The organism is Streptococcus pseudopneumoniae, from assembly GCF_001072665.1.
Classification (GTDB): domain Bacteria; phylum Bacillota; class Bacilli; order Lactobacillales; family Streptococcaceae; genus Streptococcus; species Streptococcus pseudopneumoniae_S.
Genome location: NZ_JVJI01000131.1, coordinates 41,890 through 63,076, shown reverse-complemented (window position 1 = coordinate 63,076; position 21,187 = coordinate 41,890). Strand labels below are relative to the sequence as shown.

At 40.6% G+C, this 21,187-nt stretch carries 16 protein-coding genes; 9 read left to right on the top strand and 7 right to left on the bottom strand.

From position 1 onward, the window contains the following. The coding region (locus ADH52_RS09655) for an Ig-like domain-containing protein (RefSeq protein WP_049511049.1) at nucleotides 1-6,172 on the bottom strand (6,172 nt) is incomplete at its 3' end. A gap of 623 nt (nucleotides 6,173-6,795) precedes the next feature. Between ADH52_RS09655 and ADH52_RS09650 the strand changes: the two genes are divergently transcribed. Then, entirely contained in the window at nucleotides 6,796-7,425 is a 630-nt protein-coding gene (locus ADH52_RS09650) for an MBL fold metallo-hydrolase (RefSeq protein WP_049511048.1), read from the top strand. A 94-nt stretch (nucleotides 7,426-7,519) separates the two neighbouring features. Here the strand turns inward: ADH52_RS09650 and ADH52_RS09645 are convergent, their stop codons facing one another. Both ADH52_RS09645 and pepO read right to left on the bottom strand, forming a co-directional pair. Next, entirely contained in the window at nucleotides 7,520-8,284 is a 765-nt protein-coding gene (locus ADH52_RS09645) for a hypothetical protein (RefSeq protein ID WP_049488324.1), read from the bottom strand. Between the two features lie 59 nt (nucleotides 8,285-8,343). Then, nucleotides 8,344-10,236 (bottom strand): endopeptidase PepO, encoded by a 1,893-nt coding sequence (pepO, locus tag ADH52_RS09640; RefSeq protein WP_049511047.1) that lies wholly within the window; start codon nucleotides 10,234-10,236, stop codon nucleotides 8,344-8,346. 178 nt (nucleotides 10,237-10,414) lie between these two features. On the opposite strand from pepO, the gene ADH52_RS09635 reads away from it, so the two are divergent. From ADH52_RS09635 to ADH52_RS11165, 8 genes are all read left to right on the top strand, one after another. Further along, nucleotides 10,415-11,137 (top strand): metal ABC transporter ATP-binding protein, encoded by a 723-nt coding sequence (locus tag ADH52_RS09635; protein ID WP_049511046.1) that lies wholly within the window; start codon nucleotides 10,415-10,417, stop codon nucleotides 11,135-11,137. Beyond that, nucleotides 11,134-11,982 carry a metal ABC transporter permease gene (locus tag ADH52_RS09630; protein WP_000559787.1) on the top strand — a complete coding sequence of 283 codons (849 nt, stop codon included), beginning with the start codon at nucleotides 11,134-11,136 and terminating at the stop codon, nucleotides 11,980-11,982. The genes ADH52_RS09635 and ADH52_RS09630 overlap by 4 nt, the downstream gene beginning before the upstream one ends. Nucleotides 11,983-12,013: 31 nt before the next feature. Further along, the gene (psaA, locus tag ADH52_RS09625) at nucleotides 12,014-12,943 is read left to right on the top strand and encodes a metal ABC transporter substrate-binding lipoprotein/adhesin PsaA (protein WP_033682181.1); all 930 of its coding nucleotides are present in this window, start codon (nucleotides 12,014-12,016) and stop codon (nucleotides 12,941-12,943) included. 236 nt (nucleotides 12,944-13,179) lie between these two features. Continuing rightward, nucleotides 13,180-13,674: a thiol peroxidase gene (gene tpx / locus ADH52_RS09615; protein WP_033682328.1), complete on the top strand. Its 495-nt coding sequence runs from the start codon at nucleotides 13,180-13,182 to the stop codon at nucleotides 13,672-13,674. A 78-nt stretch (nucleotides 13,675-13,752) separates the two neighbouring features. Continuing rightward, nucleotides 13,753-14,403, top strand: coding sequence for a metal-dependent transcriptional regulator (locus ADH52_RS09610; RefSeq protein ID WP_049488331.1), 651 nt, complete (start codon nucleotides 13,753-13,755; stop codon nucleotides 14,401-14,403). 117 nt (nucleotides 14,404-14,520) lie between these two features. Further along, on the top strand, nucleotides 14,521-15,228 hold the full coding sequence (locus ADH52_RS09600; RefSeq protein ID WP_192831184.1) for a nicotinamide mononucleotide transporter: 708 nt from the start codon (nucleotides 14,521-14,523) through the stop codon (nucleotides 15,226-15,228). 129 nt (nucleotides 15,229-15,357) lie between these two features. Further along, nucleotides 15,358-15,759: a hypothetical protein gene (locus ADH52_RS09595; RefSeq protein WP_049488332.1), complete on the top strand. Its 402-nt coding sequence runs from the start codon at nucleotides 15,358-15,360 to the stop codon at nucleotides 15,757-15,759. Between the two features lie 30 nt (nucleotides 15,760-15,789). Then, complete coding sequence (locus ADH52_RS11165) at nucleotides 15,790-16,203, top strand: hypothetical protein (protein WP_080977838.1); 414 nt, start codon at nucleotides 15,790-15,792, stop codon at nucleotides 16,201-16,203. A 38-nt stretch (nucleotides 16,204-16,241) separates the two neighbouring features. Here the strand turns inward: ADH52_RS11165 and dtd are convergent, their stop codons facing one another. The 4 genes from dtd to ADH52_RS09565 form a co-directional block, all read right to left on the bottom strand. Continuing rightward, nucleotides 16,242-16,685, bottom strand: a complete 444-nt coding sequence (gene dtd / locus ADH52_RS09580) for a D-aminoacyl-tRNA deacylase (protein ID WP_000691419.1) — start codon at nucleotides 16,683-16,685, stop codon at nucleotides 16,242-16,244. A gap of 29 nt (nucleotides 16,686-16,714) precedes the next feature. Further along, a complete protein-coding gene (locus tag ADH52_RS09575; RefSeq protein WP_049488335.1) occupies nucleotides 16,715-18,937 on the bottom strand; it encodes a RelA/SpoT family protein in 2,223 nt (740 codons plus the stop codon). 134 nt (nucleotides 18,938-19,071) lie between these two features. Next, complete coding sequence (locus ADH52_RS09570) at nucleotides 19,072-20,202, bottom strand: ABC transporter ATP-binding protein (RefSeq protein WP_000229953.1); 1,131 nt, start codon at nucleotides 20,200-20,202, stop codon at nucleotides 19,072-19,074. A 112-nt stretch (nucleotides 20,203-20,314) separates the two neighbouring features. Beyond that, on the bottom strand, nucleotides 20,315-21,184 hold the full coding sequence (locus tag ADH52_RS09565) for a helix-turn-helix domain-containing protein (RefSeq protein WP_049488337.1): 870 nt from the start codon (nucleotides 21,182-21,184) through the stop codon (nucleotides 20,315-20,317). Between the last annotated feature and the right edge of the window lie 3 nt (nucleotides 21,185-21,187).

Below are 21,187 nucleotides of genomic sequence, written 5' to 3'. Positions count from 1 at the left end.
TTGGATTTCCTGGAATCTCATTTCCTTCTTTATCCTTGAATGATGTCTTAACTTTTTCGTAGATGTGTTTTGTATTTCCTTTTTCGTCTACTTCAGTTTTAACAATCTTGTATCCTGGGATATCTTTAGTTGGTTTAGTTCCATCTTCTGTTGGTGAAAGTGGGTTGCCATCTTTATCAACGAATGAAGTATCAGGACGAACTGTTGGAGTGTAAGTAGCTGTTACTGGTGTACCATTCTTATCTACACGTTTAACGGTTACGCCTGTTGCTTGACCTACGAAGTCAGGTTCTGGGGTGAAGGTTACTTTACCGTTTTCATCGATTGTGTATGTTCCTTCACCTGGTACTTTCTTCTCAGTTGTGCCATCGTCAAATGTTGGTTTAACAGTTTCATCGATTTCAACTGGAACTTCCTTACCGTTGATTGTAACTTTTCCACCTTCAAATGTTGGTGTGCCTTCTTGAGGTTGTCCTTTAGGACCTTCTGATTCAGAATCTTTTGAAGTTGGTGTTACTGGAACGACTACAGGAGTGTACTTAGCTGTGATTGGTGTGCCGTTCTTATCTACACGTTTAACAGTTACACCTGTTGCTTGACCAGTGAATGTTTTCTCTGGGGTGAAGGTTACTTTACCGTTCTCGTCGATTGTGTATGTTCCTTCGCCTGGTACTTTCTTCTCAGTTGTGCCATCTTCGAATGTTGGCTTAACAGTTTCGTCGATTTCTACAGTTTTTTCTTCACCATTTACAGTAACTTTTCCACCTTTAAATGTTGGTGTTCCTTCTTGAGTAGCACCTTGAACATTTGTAGTGATGACATCTGAACTTGTTGGTGTTGCTGGTTTCACAACTGGTGTGTAAGTAGCTTTAACTGGCGTGCCGTTCTTATCTTCGCGTTGAACTGTGACACCTGTTCCTTTACCTGTGAAGTTCTTTTCTGGGGTGAATGTAACTGTTCCATCTGGAGCTACTGTGTATGTTCCTTCACCTTCGATAGTTACTGAATCAACTGGATCTCCTGTTTTCGGATCTACCAATTTAGCTGGTTTATCTTCATCAATTTCAACAGTTTTTTCTTCACCATTTACAGTAACTTTTCCACCTTGGAATACTGGTTTGCCTGTTTGAGTTGAACCTTGGATATCTTCAGTTACAGCGTCTGTTCCTGTTGGTGTTGCTTTCTTAACAACTGGAGTGTATTTAGCTGTTACTGGTGTGCCGTTCTTATCTTCGCGTTGAACTGTAACACCTGTTCCTTTACCTGTGAAGTTCTTTTCTGGGGTGAAGGTTACTGTTCCATCTGGAGCTACTGTATATGTTCCTTCACCTTCGATAGTTACTGAATCAACTGGATTTCCTGTTTTTGGATCTACCAATTTAGCTGGTTTATCTTCATTGATTTCAACAGTTTTCTCTTTACCATCGATTGTTACTGTTCCACCCTTGAATTCAGGTTTACCTGTTTGAGTTGAACCTTGAATATTTTCAGTTACAGCATCTGTTCCTGTTGGTGTTACTGGTTTAACTTCCGGTGTGTATGTAGCTTTAGCTGGTGTGCCGTTCTTATCTTGACGAACTACCTCAACACCTTTGGCTACTCCTGTAAATTGTGGTTCTGGCTTGAATGTTACTGTTCCATCTGGAGCTACTGTGTATGTTCCTTCACCTTCTACAGTGACTGAATCAACTTGTTCTCCAGTTTTTGGATCTACCAATTTAGCTGGTACTGTATCGTCGATTTCAACAGTTTTCTCTTCACCGTTAACCATAGCTGTTCCACCTTGGAATACTGGTTTGCCTGTTTGAGTTGCACCTTGAACATCTACAGTTTTAGCTGGTTCTGCTGTTGGTGTTACAGGTACGATAGATGGAGTATAAGTTGTAGAAACTTTTGTTCCATTTGCGTCCTCTGCTTGAACATCAGCAGGTGTAACATTACCTGTGTAAGATTTATCTGTTGGTGTGAAGGTTACTTCACCTGTTGCTGGATCAATTGAGTAAGTACCTACTGGAGTTACTCCGTCCTCAGCATATGCTGGAGTTGTTTGACCAGCTGGAACTTCATTTCCTTCTTTATCAAGAAGCTTGTAAGAGTTCTCTTTGATTGGAGCAATAGTGTCTCCAGGAGCGAATGTTGGAGTTCCTTTTTGAGTTTCACCTTGGATAGCTTCTGATGTAGCTGGTTCTGCTGTTGGAACTACCGGAGTAATCTTCGGTGTGTAAGTTGTTTCTACAGCTGTACCATTCTTATCTTTAGCTTGAACTCGTACTGGTTGTACTTCACCTGAATATGTCTTATCTGTTGGTTCGAATACTGCAACAGCTTTTCCATCTACAGTTTTAAGAGTGTACTTACCAATTACGTTTCCTTCTGGATCTTTAGCTGGTACTTCAGTAGCTGGTTGTCCATCTTCACCTAGAAGTGTGTAAGTAGATGGATCGATTTCTACAGTTTTTTCTTCTCCAGCAATTGTAGTTTTTCCTGCTTCAAATGAAACTGGACTTTCTTGAGTCTTACCTTGAACATCTTCAGTTGTAGCTGGTGTTGCTGTTGGTGTTACTCCTACGATGTTTGGAGTGTAAGTTGTAGAAACTTTTGTTCCATTCTTATCTTCAGCTTGAACTTTAGCTGGTTGTACTGGTCCTGTGTAAGATTTGTCTGTTGGCGTGAATGTTACTACACCTGTTGTTGGATCTACAGTGTATTCCCCAACTTTTTTACCACTTGGGTCTAAAGCATCTACTGGTCCATTTGCTTCTGTTCCATCTGGATTTAATAATTTTACAGAACCCTCTTTAATAGGTACTTCTGTATTACCTTCTGTAAATGTTGGTTTACCTGTTTGAGTTTCACCTTGTACTCCTGTTGAAGTAGCTGGAGTTGCTGTTGGGTTAACAGGTGTTACAGTTGGAGTGTATTTTGCAGTAGCTGTAGCTGTTACAGGTTGACCATTTTTATCTTGACCTACTGGTGCTGTTAATGATACATCAATACCTTTAGCAGTTCCTGTAAATTGTGGTTCTGGAGTAAATGTTACCGCTCCAGTTGTTGGATCGATTGTATAAGTTCCTTCACCTTTTACAGTTACAGTTGTTTCATCTGTTGGTTGTCCAGTCGCTGGATCTACTAACTTAGCTGGGTATTGTGCACTTGGTGTTACCGCATCTGGTGCAGTTCCATCTCCATCTTTATCTACGTCGATTGAGAATTTAGGTGTTTTCGTTTGTGGTTTACCTTGGATATCAGTTGACTCTTCTGGAGTTCCAACGATTGCTTTTGGAGTTACTGTTGGGATGTAGCGTCCATCCATAGAACCTTTAGCTGCTAAACCAGCAAGTTGAACCTGTTCACTTACTAGCTCTAGTTGGTCTTTAGCTTCACCTGTACCACCGATGATTTGGCGACCTTCGTTACCCCAACCAGTAGTGTTACCATTGATATCTGTACGACGAATAGTAATACCATCTGCTGTACCTACAAAGTTTGCTTCTGGGATAAATTCTACATCTACATTTGCACCGTTATCAGTAATCTTGTATTTACCTTGCCCTGGTACAACGTAGTATCCATCAACTAGGTCAGCATCTGTTACTAATGTACCATCTGGTTTAACGATTTGTGATTTAACAGTTGTATCTATTGCATTGTCTTTATCAAAATCATAGTTCTTTTGACCATATGCGTTGAATGCTACAGTAGATGTTTGAGTTGCACCTTGTACATCTGTTGTTTCTCTCTTAGTTCCACGTGGTGGAATTGTTTGTTGGATTTGGAAATCTTCTACTTCACCTGAGTAGGCAATACCAGTAGGAGCCTTGACATCTGCTTTATCGTATGCAATACGAAGACGTGTAGCTAATTTTGTTGCACTGGTATCCACATTTTGAACTGTGTTTGTCCAAGTAAGAGTAACCTTACCATCAGCAGTCACTTCTGTCACACCAGCGGCTTCATCTTCATCGAATTTTCCATTGTTGTTAAAGTCAATCCAACCGTTAACGTAAGCTTTAGCTTCTCCGTCTAGGTGGGCATCGAAAGTCATTGAGTAAGTTCCATCATTAACTTTTTTCAACTTATAGTTATCATTTGGAGCAACATCATCACCCATCAATTGACGAGCACCTTCATCAGCATTACCGATACCATTGATATCATCGTATACAAAGGCATTTGTTTTGTTAATTGGAGTTGTTCGAACATCAACGTCAGCCGGTACAGAACCTAGATATGGTTGGTGTTGACCGTCAGACTTAGAAATAGAGTGGGCTACACGACCGTATGAAGCTGGAGCATCCCCTTCATCTAGGACCATAAATCCTAGCATAGATCCTTGTTGACCTGCAGAAAAGATGTACATACCAATGTTTTTAGCATTACGCGTCATTACCAATGGAGTAGAGAAACCTGAATCACGGTGAGTTGAGACCGGTCCAAAAACTTGTGTCCCTAATCCATCTGTGTGATATTTACCATCTTCTGCTTTCATCGCAATAACAGTATCTGATGTCACAGTTGTATTGAAGAAGCCAGCTGCTTTATCCGCTTTGAATTTTTCAAAGGCTTCTTTCCCTGAACCATTAAGAGTATATTCTACCCCAAATTGTCTACGATAACCATCTTGCCCATGTCCGGCAGAAGGCAATGTTCTGTATTCATAAGTTTCTGCAGTATAAGAACGAGCAGTACTATATCTTGGTGTCGTATTTGATAATTCAGTTACTAATTCAAATCCATCTCCATCTGTTTTGTAGATTTCAACTTCTGACGAACCAGCTTCTTCCCCTGTTAAGAATACAACGTTGGCTGGAACTTCTGTTCCATTTAATGTAGCTTTAACTGAGAATTCTACCCCTACGTTAGCTCCATCTTTAACAGACTGGATAACCGTTTTACCTTTAGTATCCATTCCGTTTGTTTTCGCAACAGAGTAACCTCCTTGCTGTACTACTTTTAATTCAGCTGGATCCCCATTTTTATACTCATTAACAGCATTTGCATCATAACCTGCTCCACCACGTTTTTTGTACTCATCCGTTGAGTTGAATGGCGCTAATTTAGTAACTGTTAAGGTTACAACATAGCCTGGAGAAATTTCTTGTGTAAACTTAGTACCTACTTGAAGTTTACCATCTGGGCCAAGATTTTCAATTTTCGCTTTCGGATTTGAAATGTCAAACCACTTGATTTGTTTTGTCAGACGTTCTGTGTTCTTATCTGCATACTTCTTCCAGTGGTTGATTTGTTCTTCTTCTGATAGAGGTGGAGTCGTAACTGTATCAGCAATGTCTGCTAAGACTGCTGAAAACTTACCATCACGACCAATACCTGCATTTTTCAGCTCGTTGTATACTGCAAGGATTGACTCATTTAAACGTGCAAGTTGTGCTTCTACTTGCTCTTTTGTGACACTCTTATCAGCTAGAAGAGATTTTGTTTCAGCAAGAACTGTTTGGTTTTTAGCTACTGCCGCTTCAACAGCCGCTTTGTTTTCTTCCTTCACTTCCTTTTTAGAAAGTTCAGCAGTTGCTAATTTATTAGTCACTTCTGCTTCAGATGAAGCTTTGTCAAGTGCTGTTTTAGCTTCTGAAAGAGATTTTTCTGCTGGAGTAGCTTTCTTTTCAGCTTCAGCTTTAGCAGCTGCTTTTTCAGCTTCTAATTTTTTCTGTTGACCCATAGCATCTGATTCAGCTACGGCTTGACCCAATGCTGAAAGTTTGTCAGCTAAAGTATTCACATCCAATTGACTTGCTTCTGGATTTGAAAGTGTTGCTTTAGCTGCAGCTAAAACTTCCTTAGCTGAGTTTACTACAGACGCATCTGCATTTTTAGCAGATGCTAATTTCATTTCTAAAGTAGCAACATTCGCTTCAAGAGCTGCTTTATTTGCTTTCTTAGCTTCCTGTACTTTAACTTCAGGTTTTGCTTCTTCTACTTTAGTTTCTGGCTTCACGGCTTCCTTTTCTTTATTAGAATCCGCTTGATTTGCTGGGGCAGTAGTTGCCGCTACTGATGCTTCTGCACCTTGAACTTCCGTTGCTGATACCGCACCATTTCCAAGAAACATCAAACCAGCTGCAACTGCTACTGATGCTGCTCCAAAGCTATATTTCCGGATACCATAACGGATGTACTTTTCTACTCTATAATCTTGTTGTTGCTTGCCTTTCATTTAGACCCACAACCTCCTTTTTTTATTTTGATGTCGATTTACAAGTTATTGATATCGCAAACTCACATCTAACCTCAGATGAAAACAAAAGATGTTAGAAGTCATTTTCAATATCATAAAATTGTCTACAACATACAGCTTTATGATATCATATTTCCTAGTCTATGGCAAATAAAATGGCTTATTTTTTTATTCTAAATTTAAAATAAATATTTTCCAAAAACACAATAATTTTCTGACTATTTAACTTGTTTTGTTAGATATATCAAAGAGTTATAGGTTACATACTATATTTTGTAGTTTTAATATATTAATTTAAGTTAACTCTACATGTATATTTTGCTGTTCACAGACAAAAACTTGTCTCTACTGTAAGATACAATTTTTTTGATTCATTATCTATTTTTTCAATAATTTACTCTCCAGCTCATTAGATTTATTTTAAATTCCAGTCAATTAAAAACTCTAGCTAGTTCATAACTCTAAAAATAGCTATCTTTATTTTAGACAGAATGAAATAGATAACCAGTAACCTTCTTTAAAAGAGAAGGATTTTCTATCCACTCTATTCTCCCTAACTGTGCTATACTTAATTTAGTACATTCTTTGAGATCGGAGCTAGTATGAAAATCCATAAAACTGTGAATCCTATTGCCTATGAAAACACCTATTATTTGGAAGGTGAAAAACACCTCATTGTTGTCGATCCTGGTAGCCATTGGGAAGCCATTCGTCAGACAATAGAGAACATCAACAAACCTATCTGTGCTATTTTCTTGACCCACGCCCATTATGACCATATCATGAGTCTGGACTTGGTTCGCGAGACTTTTGGCAATCCTCCAGTCTATATTGCAGAGAGTGAAGCCAGCTGGCTATATACTCCTGTCGATAATCTCTCTGGGCTTCCTCGCCACGATGATATGGCAGATGTGGTCGCAAAACCTGCAGAGCACACCTTTGCCTTTCATGAAGAATACCAACTAGAGGAATTTCGTTTCACTGTCTTGCCAACACCAGGTCACTCTATCGGTGGTGTTTCTATCGTCTTTCCTGATGCTCACCTAGTCTTAACAGGGGATGCTCTTTTCCGAGAAACAATCGGACGGACCGACCTTCCGACTGGTAGCATGGAGCAACTCCTTCATAGTATCCAGACCCAACTCTTCACTCTACCAAACTATGATGTCTATCCAGGGCATGGTCCAGCTACTACTATTGCCCACGAAAAGACTTTCAATCCCTTTTTCTAGCAAGCAAAAAACCAAGGAAACTTTTATCCTTGGTTTTTGTGTACTGCTATTTTGTGACTTTAGAATCTAGCCTAGTTTTAAATTTCATCAAATACTAGTTGACTGGGGCAAATTCTTTCCATTCAAATTTAGCTAAATCAAGTTCATTAGAAGAAATCTCTAAGACTTGCTCTGGTTTTTGATTCCCACCAATTTGGATAGTCCCTTCTTTAATCTTTTGCACTCCATCTTTATTAAAAGCATACAGACTTAAGTTCATTTCTGGTCGTGTTGACTGCCAGTCTGCATATCTGACTTGACCGTTTTCATAAATAACTAAACTGGAACGAAAACCACCTGCAGAAGCTACATAAGCTGTATGAAGCAACTTGGGTTGTTTATTCTCTAAATAGTAAATGGCCCCTATATATTTTTTATCTCCAATAATCAATTCATCCTGACCATCCTTATTTAAATCAGCAAACACATAATGAAGACTAGCTGGTTTATCGTAGGTGCTTAGTGTAAAGATATAGCCATACTCTTCAGAAAAAATCTTGTTCTGTTTCAACTTTTCATACAAGGATTCTCGGTCGCCACTACTTAAAAGTGCCTGATAGTGATTGTACCGCTCTATTACTTCCTTGTACAAATCTTTTCCTGTTTCGCTTTTCGTTTCCATTGTTGTTGACGGCGTTGCCATTGAAGAACTTGTACTAGTTTGGCTCTCTGACTTCGTAGAGCTTTCCTTCTGTTCCTCTTTGGTAGAAGATGATTGTGTTGCCGAAGGTTCTATTTTTTCATCTTTTTTGTTTGCACCACAAGATGCTAAAACAAAAACAGTAAGAATAGCTGAAAATATCATTAAAAATTTCTTCATATTAACCTCTCTAACCCATCCTATACAGATTTACGGATTTTAGTATTAGATTCGATTCATTACCAAATAATCACGCGGTCTTCTGGTGAACGCCACATACCATCTCCTTCTTTGACATCATAGGTTGTAAAGAAATCATCGAAGTTTGGTACTTGCACATTGACACGGAGTTTGGCTGGTGCGTGCACATCGACACTAGCCAAAAGTTTCATAAATTCTGGACGACCTTTCATGCGCCAGATGCGACCGAAGTTGTAGAAAAATTCTTCTGCTGAGAAGTCTGGTTCTCTCTTGGCTGCTTCAAGCGCTGCAGCGATTCCTCCCAAGTCAGCCACGTTTTCTGATACAGTCAATTTACCGTTGATGGTTGCTCCATAAGAATCTTGTCCATCAAATTGGTCAATGACTTTTTGTGTTTTCTCCTTGAAGGCAGCATAGTCACTCTCTGTCCACCAATCCTTTAGGCTACCATTTTCATCAAAGGAAGCTCCATTGGTATCAAAGGCGTGGGAAATTTCATGGGCAATAACTGTTCCAATACCACCGTAGTTAGCAGAAGATGACTGATGCAAGTCATAGAAAGGTGCTTGTAAAATAGCCGCCGGGAAGACAATCAGGTTCTTCTGTGGATTGTAGTAGGCATTGACCATATGAGCAGGCATGCCCCACTCCTTGTAGTCTACAGGCTGGTTCCACTTACTCCAACTGTGTTTGATTTCCACACGCGCAAAGGCTAGAGCATTGTCAAAAAGACTAGCAGTCTCATCCACTACCTTGTCCTTATAGCGTTCTGGCAATTCTTCTGGGTAACCGATATAAGGCTTGATGACATTGAGTTTGACGATGGCCTTATCACGAGTTTCAGGAGTTAGCCAGTCATTTTTAGCCAAGCGTTCCTTATAGACATCAATCATGGTTGCCACTTTTTTCTCTACATCTGCCTTGGCCTCTGGAGAGAATTTTTCATGGGCATACCAGAGACCCAAGGCTTGTTTGAAAGGACCTTGTGCTAGCTGGTAGGCTGCCTTGACCTTATCTTTGGCTTCTGGAACTCCTGAAAGCGCACGGCTATAGGCACCTGACAAGACACGGATTTCTTCTGTTAAATAGCTGGTTGAGAGATTGACAACACTTAAAATTAAGGTTGCCTTGAGGAGAGGCCAGGCCTCTTCACTATAGAATTGATCTGCTACTTGCCAGAAGCGTTCCTCGTCTACAATAACCTTGTCTGGCACTTGTCCAAGAACGGCTTGGAAGAAGTCATCCAAAGGTAGGGCATGCGCAAATTTCTTGAAATCTTCGTAAGCATATGGATGGTATAGTTTAGCATACTCTGAACTTTCTTCATTAGAAAGCACCACTGACGCAACTCGACGGTCCAATTCTAGTCTTTTCTCTAACAAGTCTTCAATTTCTGCATCAGAGAAATCATAAGCCTTGAGGAGATTTGCGCTGCTTTCTTTCCAAAGAGTCAAGAGCTCTTCGCGCTGAGGATGGTCTTCTGCATAGTAGGTCGTATCTGGCAGGATTGTGCTTGGAGCACTGGCCCATAGAACATTGATTCTAGCATCCATAAAGTCTGGCGATACACCAAAAGGAAGGAAGTTTGGTTTTCCTGCAAGTTCAAACTCTGCTAGTCTAGCTGTAAAATCCGCAAAAGTCTCTAATTCTTGGAATTCTTTAAGGAGTGGTAAGACAGGTTTGATACCGTCAGCTTCTCTCTTGTCAAAATCACGAACTAGGCGGTGGTATTTGACGAAGTTTACTAAGATAGCATCCTCAGGCACCTCTTCTCCTGCCAACCACTTGTCTGTTGTCGCAAGCATCAAGTCTTCAATTTCCTGATCTAAATCAACAAAACCTCCTGTTTGAGACTTATCTGCTGGGATTTCAGCTGTCTGTTGCCATTCTCCATTGATTGCATCATAAAAATCATCTTGATAACGTGTCATCTTGTTCTCGCTTTCATTTTTTAAGTTATTGCTAGCTTAACAAAAATTGCTTGGGAATGCAATTAAAAATGGACTTTCCTTTTTCATTATTTTCAGTTATTATTTTAAATTTTTCAAAAATTAACTTGACTTAATTTTTTTTTTAAGGTATATTAAGAGTCAGGAGGAATATAAGTTTATGATACGTATCGAAAACCTCAGTGTCTCCTACAAAGAAACGTTGGCACTTAAGGATATTTCACTAGTGCTCCAAGGACCAACAATTACCGGTATCATTGGTCCAAACGGTGCTGGAAAATCAACACTTTTAAAAGGTATGCTGGGAATTATCCCACATCAAGGTCAGGCATTTCTCGATGACAAGGAAGTTAAAAAATCCTTACATCGAATCGCCTATGTCGAACAAAAAATCAATATCGACTACAACTTTCCCATCAAGGTCAAGGAATGTGTCTCACTAGGACTATTTCCCTCTATTCCTCTCTTTCACAGTTTAAATGCTAAACATTGGAAAAAAGTAGAGGAAGCCCTTGAAATCGTCGGCCTAGCTGACTACGCTGAACGTCAAATCAGTCAACTGTCTGGAGGTCAATTCCAGCGGGTCTTGATTGCCAGATGTTTGGTGCAGGAAGCCGACTATATCCTCTTGGATGAACCTTTTGTTGGGATTGACTCTGTCAGTGAGGAAATCATCATGAATACGCTGAGAGATTTGAAAAAAGCTGGTAAGACGGTTCTCATCGTTCACCACGACCTCAGCAAGGTTTCCCACTACTTCGATCAAGTCTTGCTTGTCAATCGAGAAGTGATTGCCTTTGGTCCAACCAAAGAAACCTTTACCGAAGCCAATCTCAAAGAAGCTTACGGTAATCGACTCTTTTTCAATGGAGGTGACCTATGATTGCAGAATTTATCGATGGATTGCAAAAATTCCATTTCCTACAAAATGCCTTGATAACAGCTATTGTCGTCGGGGTTGTAGCTGGAGCTGTAGGATGTTTCATCATCCTACGCGGGATGTCACTCATGGGAGATGCCATTTCACATGCTGTCTTACCAGGTGTAGCCCTCTCCTTCATCTTGGGCCTTGACTTCTTTATCGGAGCCATTGTCTTTGGATTGCTAGCTGCCATCATCATTACCTACATCAAGGGAAACTCGATTATCAAAAGCGATACCGCCATCGGCATTACCTTTTCTTCTTTCTTAGCCCTCGGTATCATCTTGATTAGTGTCGCTAAAAGTTCAACTGACCTTTTCCATATCCTTTTTGGTAATATCCTAGCCGTCCAAGATACGGATATGTTTATTACTATGGGTGTTGGGGCAGTCATTCTCTTGTTAATCTGGATTTTCTTCAAGCAACTCTTGATAACTTCCTTTGATGAACTCTTGGCCAAAGCCATGGGAATGCCTGTCAATTTCTATCACTACCTTCTCATGGTACTCCTGACTCTCGTGTCTGTGACAGCCATGCAAAGTGTCGGAACTATCCTGATTGTAGCCATGCTGATTACCCCAGCTGCAACTGCTTATCTTTATGCTAATAGCCTGAAAAGCATGATTTTCCTTTCCTCAACCTTTGGAGCTACAGCTTCAGTTTTGGGACTCTTTATCGGTTATAGCTTTAACGTTGCGGCAGGTTCTAGTATCGTGCTTACAGCTGCTAGTTTCTTTCTCATTAGCTTCTTTATCGCTCCAAAACAACGATATTTGAAACTAAAAAATAAACATTTGTTAAAATAAGGGGTAAAGCCCCAATAAATTGGAGGATCTAATGAAAAAATTAGGTACATTGTTGGTTCTTTTTCTTTCCGCCATTGTTCTCGTAGCATGTGCTAGCGGAAAAAAAGATGCAGCTTCTGGTCAAAAACTAAAAGTTGTTGCTACAAACTCTATCATTGCTGATATCACTAAAAATATTGCTGGTGACAAGATTGATCTTCACAGTATCGTTCCTGTTGGTCAAGACCCACACGAATACGAACCACTTCCTGAAGATGTCAAGAAAACTTCTCAAGCTGATTTGATTTTCTATAACGGTATCAACCTTGAAACAGGTGGCAATGCTTGGTTTACAAAATTGGTAGAAAATGCTAAGAAAACTGAAAACAAAGACTACTTTGCAGTCAGCGAAGGCGTTGATGTTATCTACCTTGAAGGTCAAAACGAAAAAGGCAAAGAAGACCCACACGCTTGGCTCAACCTTGAAAATGGGATGATTTTTGCTAAAAACATCGCAAAACAATTGAGCGCTAAAGACCCTAGCAACAAGGAATTCTACGAAAAAAATCTCAAAGAATATACTGATAAGCTAGACAAACTTGACAAGGAAGCTAAGGAGAAATTTAACAACATCCCTGCTGAGAAAAAACTCATCGTAACCAGCGAAGGATGCTTCAAATACTTCTCTAAAGCCTACGGTGTCCCAAGTGCCTATATCTGGGAAATCAACACTGAAGAAGAAGGAACACCTGACCAAATCAAGACCTTGGTTGAAAAACTTCGCCAAACAAAAACTCCTTCCCTCTTTGTAGAATCAAGTGTGGATGACCGTCCAATGAAAACTGTTTCACAAGACACAAACATCCCAATCTACGCTCAAATCTTTACTGACTCTATCGCAGAACAAGGTAAAGAAGGCGACAGCTACTACAACATGATGAAATACAATCTTGATAAGATTGCTGAAGGATTGGCAAAATAATACTCTTCGAAAATCTCTTCAAACCACGTCAGCTTTATCTGCAACCTCAAAGCGGTGCTTTGAGCAACCTGCGGCTAGCTTCCTAGTTTGCTCTGTGATTTTCATTGAGTATAAACCTCTGAAAAACGTCATTCTCACATGAGCTGGCGTTTTTTCTATATCCATATTTCCGGTCAAATCATTGGAAAATTCCGACTGTTTCAGCTAAAATGGAAGAAAAAAGATTGGAGTATCCTATGGTAACTTTTCTCGGAAATCCTGTAAGCTTTACAGGTAAACAACTACAAGTCGGCGACAAGGCACTTGATTTTTCACTCACTACAACAGACCTTTCTAAAAAATCTCTGGCTGATTTTGATGGCAAGAAAAAAGTCTTGAGTGTCGTGCCTTCTATCGATACAGGCATCTGCTCAACTCAAACGCGTCGTTTTAATGAAGAACTGGCTGGACTGGATAATACGGTTGTCTTGACTGTTTCCATGGACCTCCCTTTTGCCCAAAAACGTTGGTGTGGCGCTGAAGGTATTGAAAATGCCATCATGCTCTCAGACTATTTCGACCATTCCTTTGGACGTGATTATGCCCTCTTAATCAATGAGTGGCACTTATTGGCACGCGCAGTCTTTGTCCTCGATACTGACAATACTATTCGCTACGTTGAATACGTGGACAATATCAACTCTGAACCAAACTTCGAAGCCGCAATTGCAGCTGCTAAAGAACTAAATTAGAAGCCATTGTGGCAGATAGCTAGAGAAATCTAGCTTTTTTTGATATACTAGATAAAGATATTAGACAAGAGGAAACGAATGACCCCGAATAAAGAAGATTATCTAAAGTGTATTTATGAAATTGGCATAGATTTGCATAAGATTACCAACAAGGAAATTGCGGCTCGTATGCAAGTCTCTCCCCCTGCCGTAACTGAAATGATTAAACGGATGAAGAGCGAAAACCTCATCCTCAAGGACAAGGAATGCGGCTATCTACTAACTGACATCGGCCTCAAACTGGTCTCTGAGCTCTATCGTAAGCACCGTTTGATTGAAGTTTTTCTAGTTCATCATTTAGACTATACGAGTGACCAGATTCACGAGGAAGCTGAGGTATTGGAACACACTGTCTCTGACCTGTTCGTGGAAAGACTGGATAAACTACTAGGATTCCCCAAGACCTGCCCTCACGGAGGAACTATTCCTGCTAAGGGAGAACTCTTAGTTGAAATCAATAACCTGCCACTAGCTGACATCAAGGAAGCTGGCGCCTACCGCCTGACTCGGGTGCACGATAGTTTTGACATTCTCCATTATCTGGACAAGCACTCACTTCACATCGGTGACCAACTCCAAGTCCAGCAGTTTGATGGCTTTAGCAATACCTTCACTATCCTCAGTAAAGAAGAGGATTTACAAGTAAGTATGGACATTGCCAAACAACTCTATGTCGAAAAAATCAACTAATTTCTCAAGTCCCCTACCAACTCTGAAAGTTTAATTTTCAGGGTTTTATTTCTATCATTTGATTTTACTTTCATTTAGTTGTAGAATATTTGTAAAAAAAGAAAGATAGTTTAAACTATGAAAAAATCACTCAAAATTTTTGCGACGTCTAAATGGTTTGACCTCTTCGGAGTTGCTCTGGTCGTTGGAATTGCGATTGCATCTGGCTACCTCAACTCCCGTCTCGATAAATTCGTAGACTGGGGACCATGGACAGCTCTTGTTCCCTTTGGATTGATTTCCGTAACCAACGTTGGGATTTCCATGTTATCCACTCGTTTTACGGGAAAATTAAGCAAATGGGGTAATTACTTTGGTATTGTCAATACGATTTTGTCTGGCACCATTGACTATATCCTTGGAAATAAGGCGGCCATTATCACCTATCCTGTCACCTTCCTCATTTATACCTTTGCTATTAAGAAATGGGAAGCTTCGCAAGAAGGCAGACCCAACCAAATGAGCCAAAAACAGCTAAAATTAGCGGCCATCATCATTTCCATCATCGCCTTCCTCTTTGCCTTTGTGACCAACTATATCGGCTATGGAGGAAAGATGAATCTCCTTGCCCACGTAACAACTATTGCCTTTGCACTGTCCCTCATTGCCAATGCTTTTAACGCATTGAAACTAACAACTCAGTGGGGCTTTTGGTTGATTTACAATTTCGTTCAACTGACAAAGGCTGGCATTCAAGGAAATTTTGCCAATATCGGAAAATATATCTTTTATATCCTCAATGCAATCGGAGCTTTATTTGTCTGGAATGATGAAGAGGTAAGATAATAGAAGAAAACTTAAATAAAAAAACAAGTCGACTTAAGAGAATCTCCCTTCTGCTATTTTTATCATTTTACTTGTAACTCCCATTCTTTTGGAGTAGAATGAAGATAGATAAAAGAGGGAGGTCATCTTATGAAAAATCTCTTTAGACTCCATTTCGTAGCAATTGCAGTTATCGATTTGCTACTATTGGCATTTTTTAGCAAAAGACCCGAGACATCTTTGGACTGGCTCTTGCTCTCTGGTTTTATTTTCCTCCTTGCTCAAGGACTACTGCTGTTTCGCTTGGTTGTCCGACTCAAACATCAATTCACTGAGATTTATCCTCAAATCAATAAAAAGATTCGCTTCTACTATTTAGGGGTTCTCTCCATTGATTTTCTATTTTTTGTCCTTTTAGCCTTCGTTAGTTCTCATCGTTTTTCATCTCTTATGCCAATCATCACTGCTTGCCATTCTACTTTATATTATATGACGGCTGACTACCTAAGAGAACACTATCCAGATTTTTACGATAAACACATCTCTTTATGAGAGTGTCTCTAAGGAAAAGGAGGTTTTAGCATGAAAAAAATCATCTTCATCAAAACCACTCAACTCCTTGTCATTGATGGAATCATGCTGGCATTTTTGACATTTAAAGAGGGGCTTACTTGGGACTGGATTTTGATTTATAGCGGTTGGGTCATTTTCTTTCATCCTGTGCTATTGACCTATCTTTCTAACCAACTTTGTGACCACTTTAGTCACCTCTATTCCCAGATTAGACCAAGATTCTGGCGTTTTACCTTACAAATCCTCCTATGGGATATCCTGATGATGCTCTCCTTGCTGTTTTTAAGTGATGTCCCACTTTTCCTTCAGGGAACTCTCCTAATCATAGGTCATCTCATCCCTTCCTATCGCATAAGCCAAAGCCTGAAACAAGATTTCCCCAAGGCCTATCAGAAACAGATTTCATTTTGGAGTATTTTATGATAGATAAGAAAAACCAAGCCGGCTGGACTTGGTCTTTCTTATCTATTTTTAGTATCAAGGATTATGGTAACAGGTCCGTCATTGACCAACTCAACCTGCATATCCGCTCCAAAGATGCCTGTCTGAACGGGCACTTCTTGCGCTAATTTTTGATTGAAAGCATCATAGAAGTCTGATGCCATATCAGGCTTGGCTGCACCTGTAAAGGCTGGACGATTGCCTTTCTTAGTATCCGCAAAGAGGGTAAACTGAGAAATAGAGAGGATTTCTCCTTCAATATCTTTGACAGACAGGTTCATCTTGCCTTCTGCGTCTGAAAAAATCCGCATATTGACAAGCTTTCTCACAGCATAGTCCAAATCTTCCTCTTGGTCCTCTGGCCCAACACCAACCAGCAATAAGAGGCCCTGATTGATTTTCCCCTGAACCTGACCTTCGATACTCACTTGGGCTTTTTTAACCCGTTGGATAATGATTTTCATAATAGCCTTTCTAGTAGAAGCTCAGACAATTAGCCGTTTGTCCGTTTGACAGAATAGACTTCTGGCACACTCTTAATCTTGTCCACGACTGAAGTCAGTGTCGAGAGATTGGCAATGCCAAAGGACACATGGATATTAGCAAACTTCATATCCTTGGTTGGTTGGGCATTGACTGTTGAGATATTCTTGGTTGTGTTTGAAAGAACTTGCAGTACATCGTTCAACAGTCCTGTACGGTTGAGGCCATAAATATCGATATGGGCCATATACTCCTTATTTGAGCTAGAGTACTGATCTTCCCATTCTACATCAAGGAGACGTTGCTCGTAGTTTTCTTGGGCACGCAGGTTCATACAATCCACACGATGAATAGCTACACCACGACCCTTGGTAATATAACCAACAATATCGTCACCAGGAACAGGATTACAACACTTAGCAATCCGCACTAAGAGGCCTGATGCACCTTCAATGACCACACCACCCTCATGCTTTACCTTGAGGGTTTCTTTATTTTCAACCTTGATCTCGCCACCTTTGACAAGTTCTTCTGCTTCAGCCTTGGCCTTGGCACGTTCTTCCTCACGGCGTTCCTTTTCAGTCAGACGGTTAAAGACGGTAATAGCACCGATTTCTCCAAAACCAATGGCCGCAAAAAGGGATTCTTCTGTCTTGTAGCTAGTCTTTTGCAAAACTTGGTCCATGTGACGCTTGTCCATGAATTTATTAGCTACATAGCCGTTTTCTTGGAACTGAGCCATCAGCATTTCACGACCCTTGTTGACAGACAATTCCTTATCTTGATTTTTAAAGAACTGACGAATCTTGTTACGCGCCTTGCTGGTCTTGACCATATTGAGCCAGTCACGGCTTGGCCCAAATGAGTTGGGGTTGGTGACAATTTCAACCTGATCCCCTGTCTTGAGCTTGGTTGTCAGTGGAACCATACGACCATTGACCTTGGCACCCGTCGCTTTCTCCCCAACTTTTGTATGGATTTCATAGGCAAAGTCAATCGGTCCTGAATCTTTTGGAAGGGAACGGACAGCTCCATCTGGGGTAAAGACGTAAATCTCCTCAGCCAGATAGTTTTCCTTCACAGAGTCCACAAATTCCTTGGCATCATCAGCCTGGTCTTGGAGCTCCATCATCTCCTTGATCCAGTTCATCCCGATAGCTGATTCCTTGCTGTTAACCTGCCCCTTGATGCCCTTCTTATAAGCCCAGTGAGCTGCAACCCCGTACTCAGCGACCTCGTGCATTTCCTTGGTCCGAATCTGGAATTCAATCGGCCCTTTTGGCCCATAGACAGTCGTATGGATAGACTGATAACCATTGGCCTTGCGGTTAGCGATATAGTCTTTGAAACGACCTGGCATTGGTTTCCAAAGCTCATGTACATAACCAAGCATGGCATAAACATCACTTTGGGTATCTAAAATACAGCGAATGGCAATCAGGTCATAGATTTCCTCAAAACGTTTTCTCTTATCCTGCATTTTGCGGAAAATCGAGTAAATATGCTTAGGACGACCGTAAATCTTCCCTTTCAAGTGACGATCTGTCGTATAGTCTTCTAGTTTCGTAACTACCTCATCCACCAAGGCTTCACGCTCTCTGCGTTTTTCCTTCATCATATGGGTAATCTTGTAAAACTCAGTTGGATTAAGATAACGGAAAGATAGGTCTTCCAATTCCCATTTAACGCTAGAAATCCCCAGACGGTGGGCAAGCGGCGCATAGATTTCCATAGTTTCTTTGGAAATACGCTCCTGCTTGTCTTTTCGAAGATGTTTCAGGGTCCGCATATTGTGTAAGCGGTCAGACAGTTTAACCAAGATAACGCGGATGTCCTCAGACATGGCCATGAGCATCTTGCGATGATTTTCAGCCAACTGCTCCTCGATTGATTTGTACTCGACCTTACCGAGCTTGGTAACCCCGTCAACAATCACCCGCACATCAGGACCAAACTCTCTTTCCAAATCGTCCAAGGTCGCATCAGTATCTTCCACCACATCATGCAAGAAACCACAAGCTACTGTTACAGCATCCAACTTGAGCTTAGCTAAAATACCTGCCACTTGGATGGGGTGAATGATATAAGGCTCGCCTGATTTGCGGTATTGGCCACTGTGGCATTCCACCGCATAGACCAAGGCCTTATGGACAAAATGGACATCCTCTTCTGTTAAATATTCTTTGGTTAAAGCGACAACTTCTTCGCCTGTTAAATTCACTTCTTTTGGCATCTCTACTCTCCAATTCTTCCTACCATTTTATCACTTTTTTAAGAATATGAAAACTAGAAAATTCCCTCTCAATCAATCCACATCTCAAAAAACACTGCCAGATTTCTCTAGCAGTGTTTTAAGTTTCTTTTATCTTAGTAAACCGTTCTTTCAGTTTCTACATCGAAGAAGTGTGCTTTGTTCAAGTCAAATCCAAGTTCAACTGTTGCACCTGTTTGCAAGTAGTCACGAGCATCAACTTTGGCAACAAATTCATCTTTACCAACTTGGCAGTAAAGGTGAGATTCTGAACCAAGCAATTCTGATACTGAGATAGTAGCTTTGACAACTGATTCTGGGAATGTTTCAAGGAAAGCAGGTTCTGCATTCACGTCTTCTGGACGGATACCGAAGATCAATTCTTTACCTTCGTAGCCTTTTTCACGAAGAACTTTCAATGCGCCTTCTGGAACTTTCAAACGGAAACCGTCAGAAACAATTTCGCTACCAACCAATTTCACATTGATGAAGTTCATAGCTGGGCTTCCGATGAAGCCTGCTACGAATTTATTAACTGGGTTTTTGTAAACTTCTTGAGGAGTACCGATTTGTTCTACACGTCCGATAGTACCTGTACCAGCAGGATTCTTAGTTGCTGACATGATAACGATACGGTCTGCCAGTGTCATCGCTTCTGTTTGGTCATGAGTTACGTAGATAGTTGTAGCTCCGATACGACGGTGGATTTTAGCGATTTCAGCACGCATAGATACACGAAGTTTTGCATCCAAGTTTGACAAAGGTTCGTCCATCAAGAATACTTTTGCATCACGGACAATCGCACGACCCATGGCAACACGTTGACGTTGACCACCTGAAAGGTCAGCAGGTTTACGTTCCAAGAATTCTTTCAATCCAAGGATTTCAGCTGCTTCTTGCACACGTTTGTCGATGTCTTCTTTGCTGTATTTACGCAATTTCAAACCGAAAGCCATGTTGTCATAAACAGTCATATGTGGGTAAAGAGCGTAGTTTTGGAATACCATGGCAATGTCACGGTCTTTTGGAGCTACGTCGTTGACAACCACGCCATCGATAGATGCAGTTCCTTCTGTGATATCTTCAAGACCAGCAATCATACGAAGAGTTGTTGATTTACCACATCCTGAAGGACCTACGAAAACGATAAATTCTTTGTCTTTGATGTCCAAGTTGAAGTCTTCAACTGAATAGTGTTCGCTGTTTGGATATTTTTTGTAAATGTTTTTAAGATTCAATTCTACCATGAGGTGAACTCCTTTTGTCTTTTGATAGTTTTATTATAGATGAAAACGCTTTACTTTTCTATGGCAAGGTGACCAAAAAAATAAAAAAGTTCTGTGCAACTTGCACAAAACTTTATAAAATATCTGGTAAAATCAACTGATAACACAAGGTCAGGTCAGTCAATTCCTTCAACTGAAGCCCTGTCAATTCTTCCCATTTATCAATCTTGTATTGAAGAGAATTACGGTGCAGATAGAGTTGCTGGGCTGTTTTAGTTAAGACAGCACTATTTTCCCAAAGAGAAAGAATGATTTCCTGAATCTGATCTTGATCCAAAATCATCTGGTGCAGACATTCTTTAATGACTCTCAGGTCAACGAGTCTTTCTCCCATACTCCAAAGATAGAGCTGAGAAAAAGTATGAACACCTTGGTGACCTTGACGCCACCAAGTCTTAAACAAATCGCGCTCCGCTTTGATTAAGTCTGATAGGGCTTGATGTCCTGTCTGAGACCAAACCTGACCTAACATGATAGAGAGACGCAGTCCAAAGTCATACTCAACCGCTTCAATCGTATCACTTAAAATAGCTCGTACAGAGGTATATCTATCTTGTTGAAGCACGAAAACATAATCCTGAGCTCCGACTTGAAGCACCGTCTGACAGTTGGGAAAAAGAGTCCGCATCATATCTAGCCAAGAAGCTAGATTTTCCTGCTGAAAATAGGAAAGATGACAATAAACCAACTGAATCTTTTTAAAAGTTTTCGGTGCCTGTCCCTTCCCCTCAACCAGATAAGAATACCAAGGATTGAGCGAACGAGCTTGCTCCTGCTGGGTCAACAGGGCAACCAACTGCTTTTCACGCTCACTGAGACCAGCTTCCTCCAGCAAAATCCACTGCTGAGAAGCTAAAGGGAGCGTGAGATAGCCTTCTTTCTCTACTGGTTGGTCTGAAATCTGAGCTTCAGGAAACCAGTCTTGTAGTTCTTTTGCCATCATGTC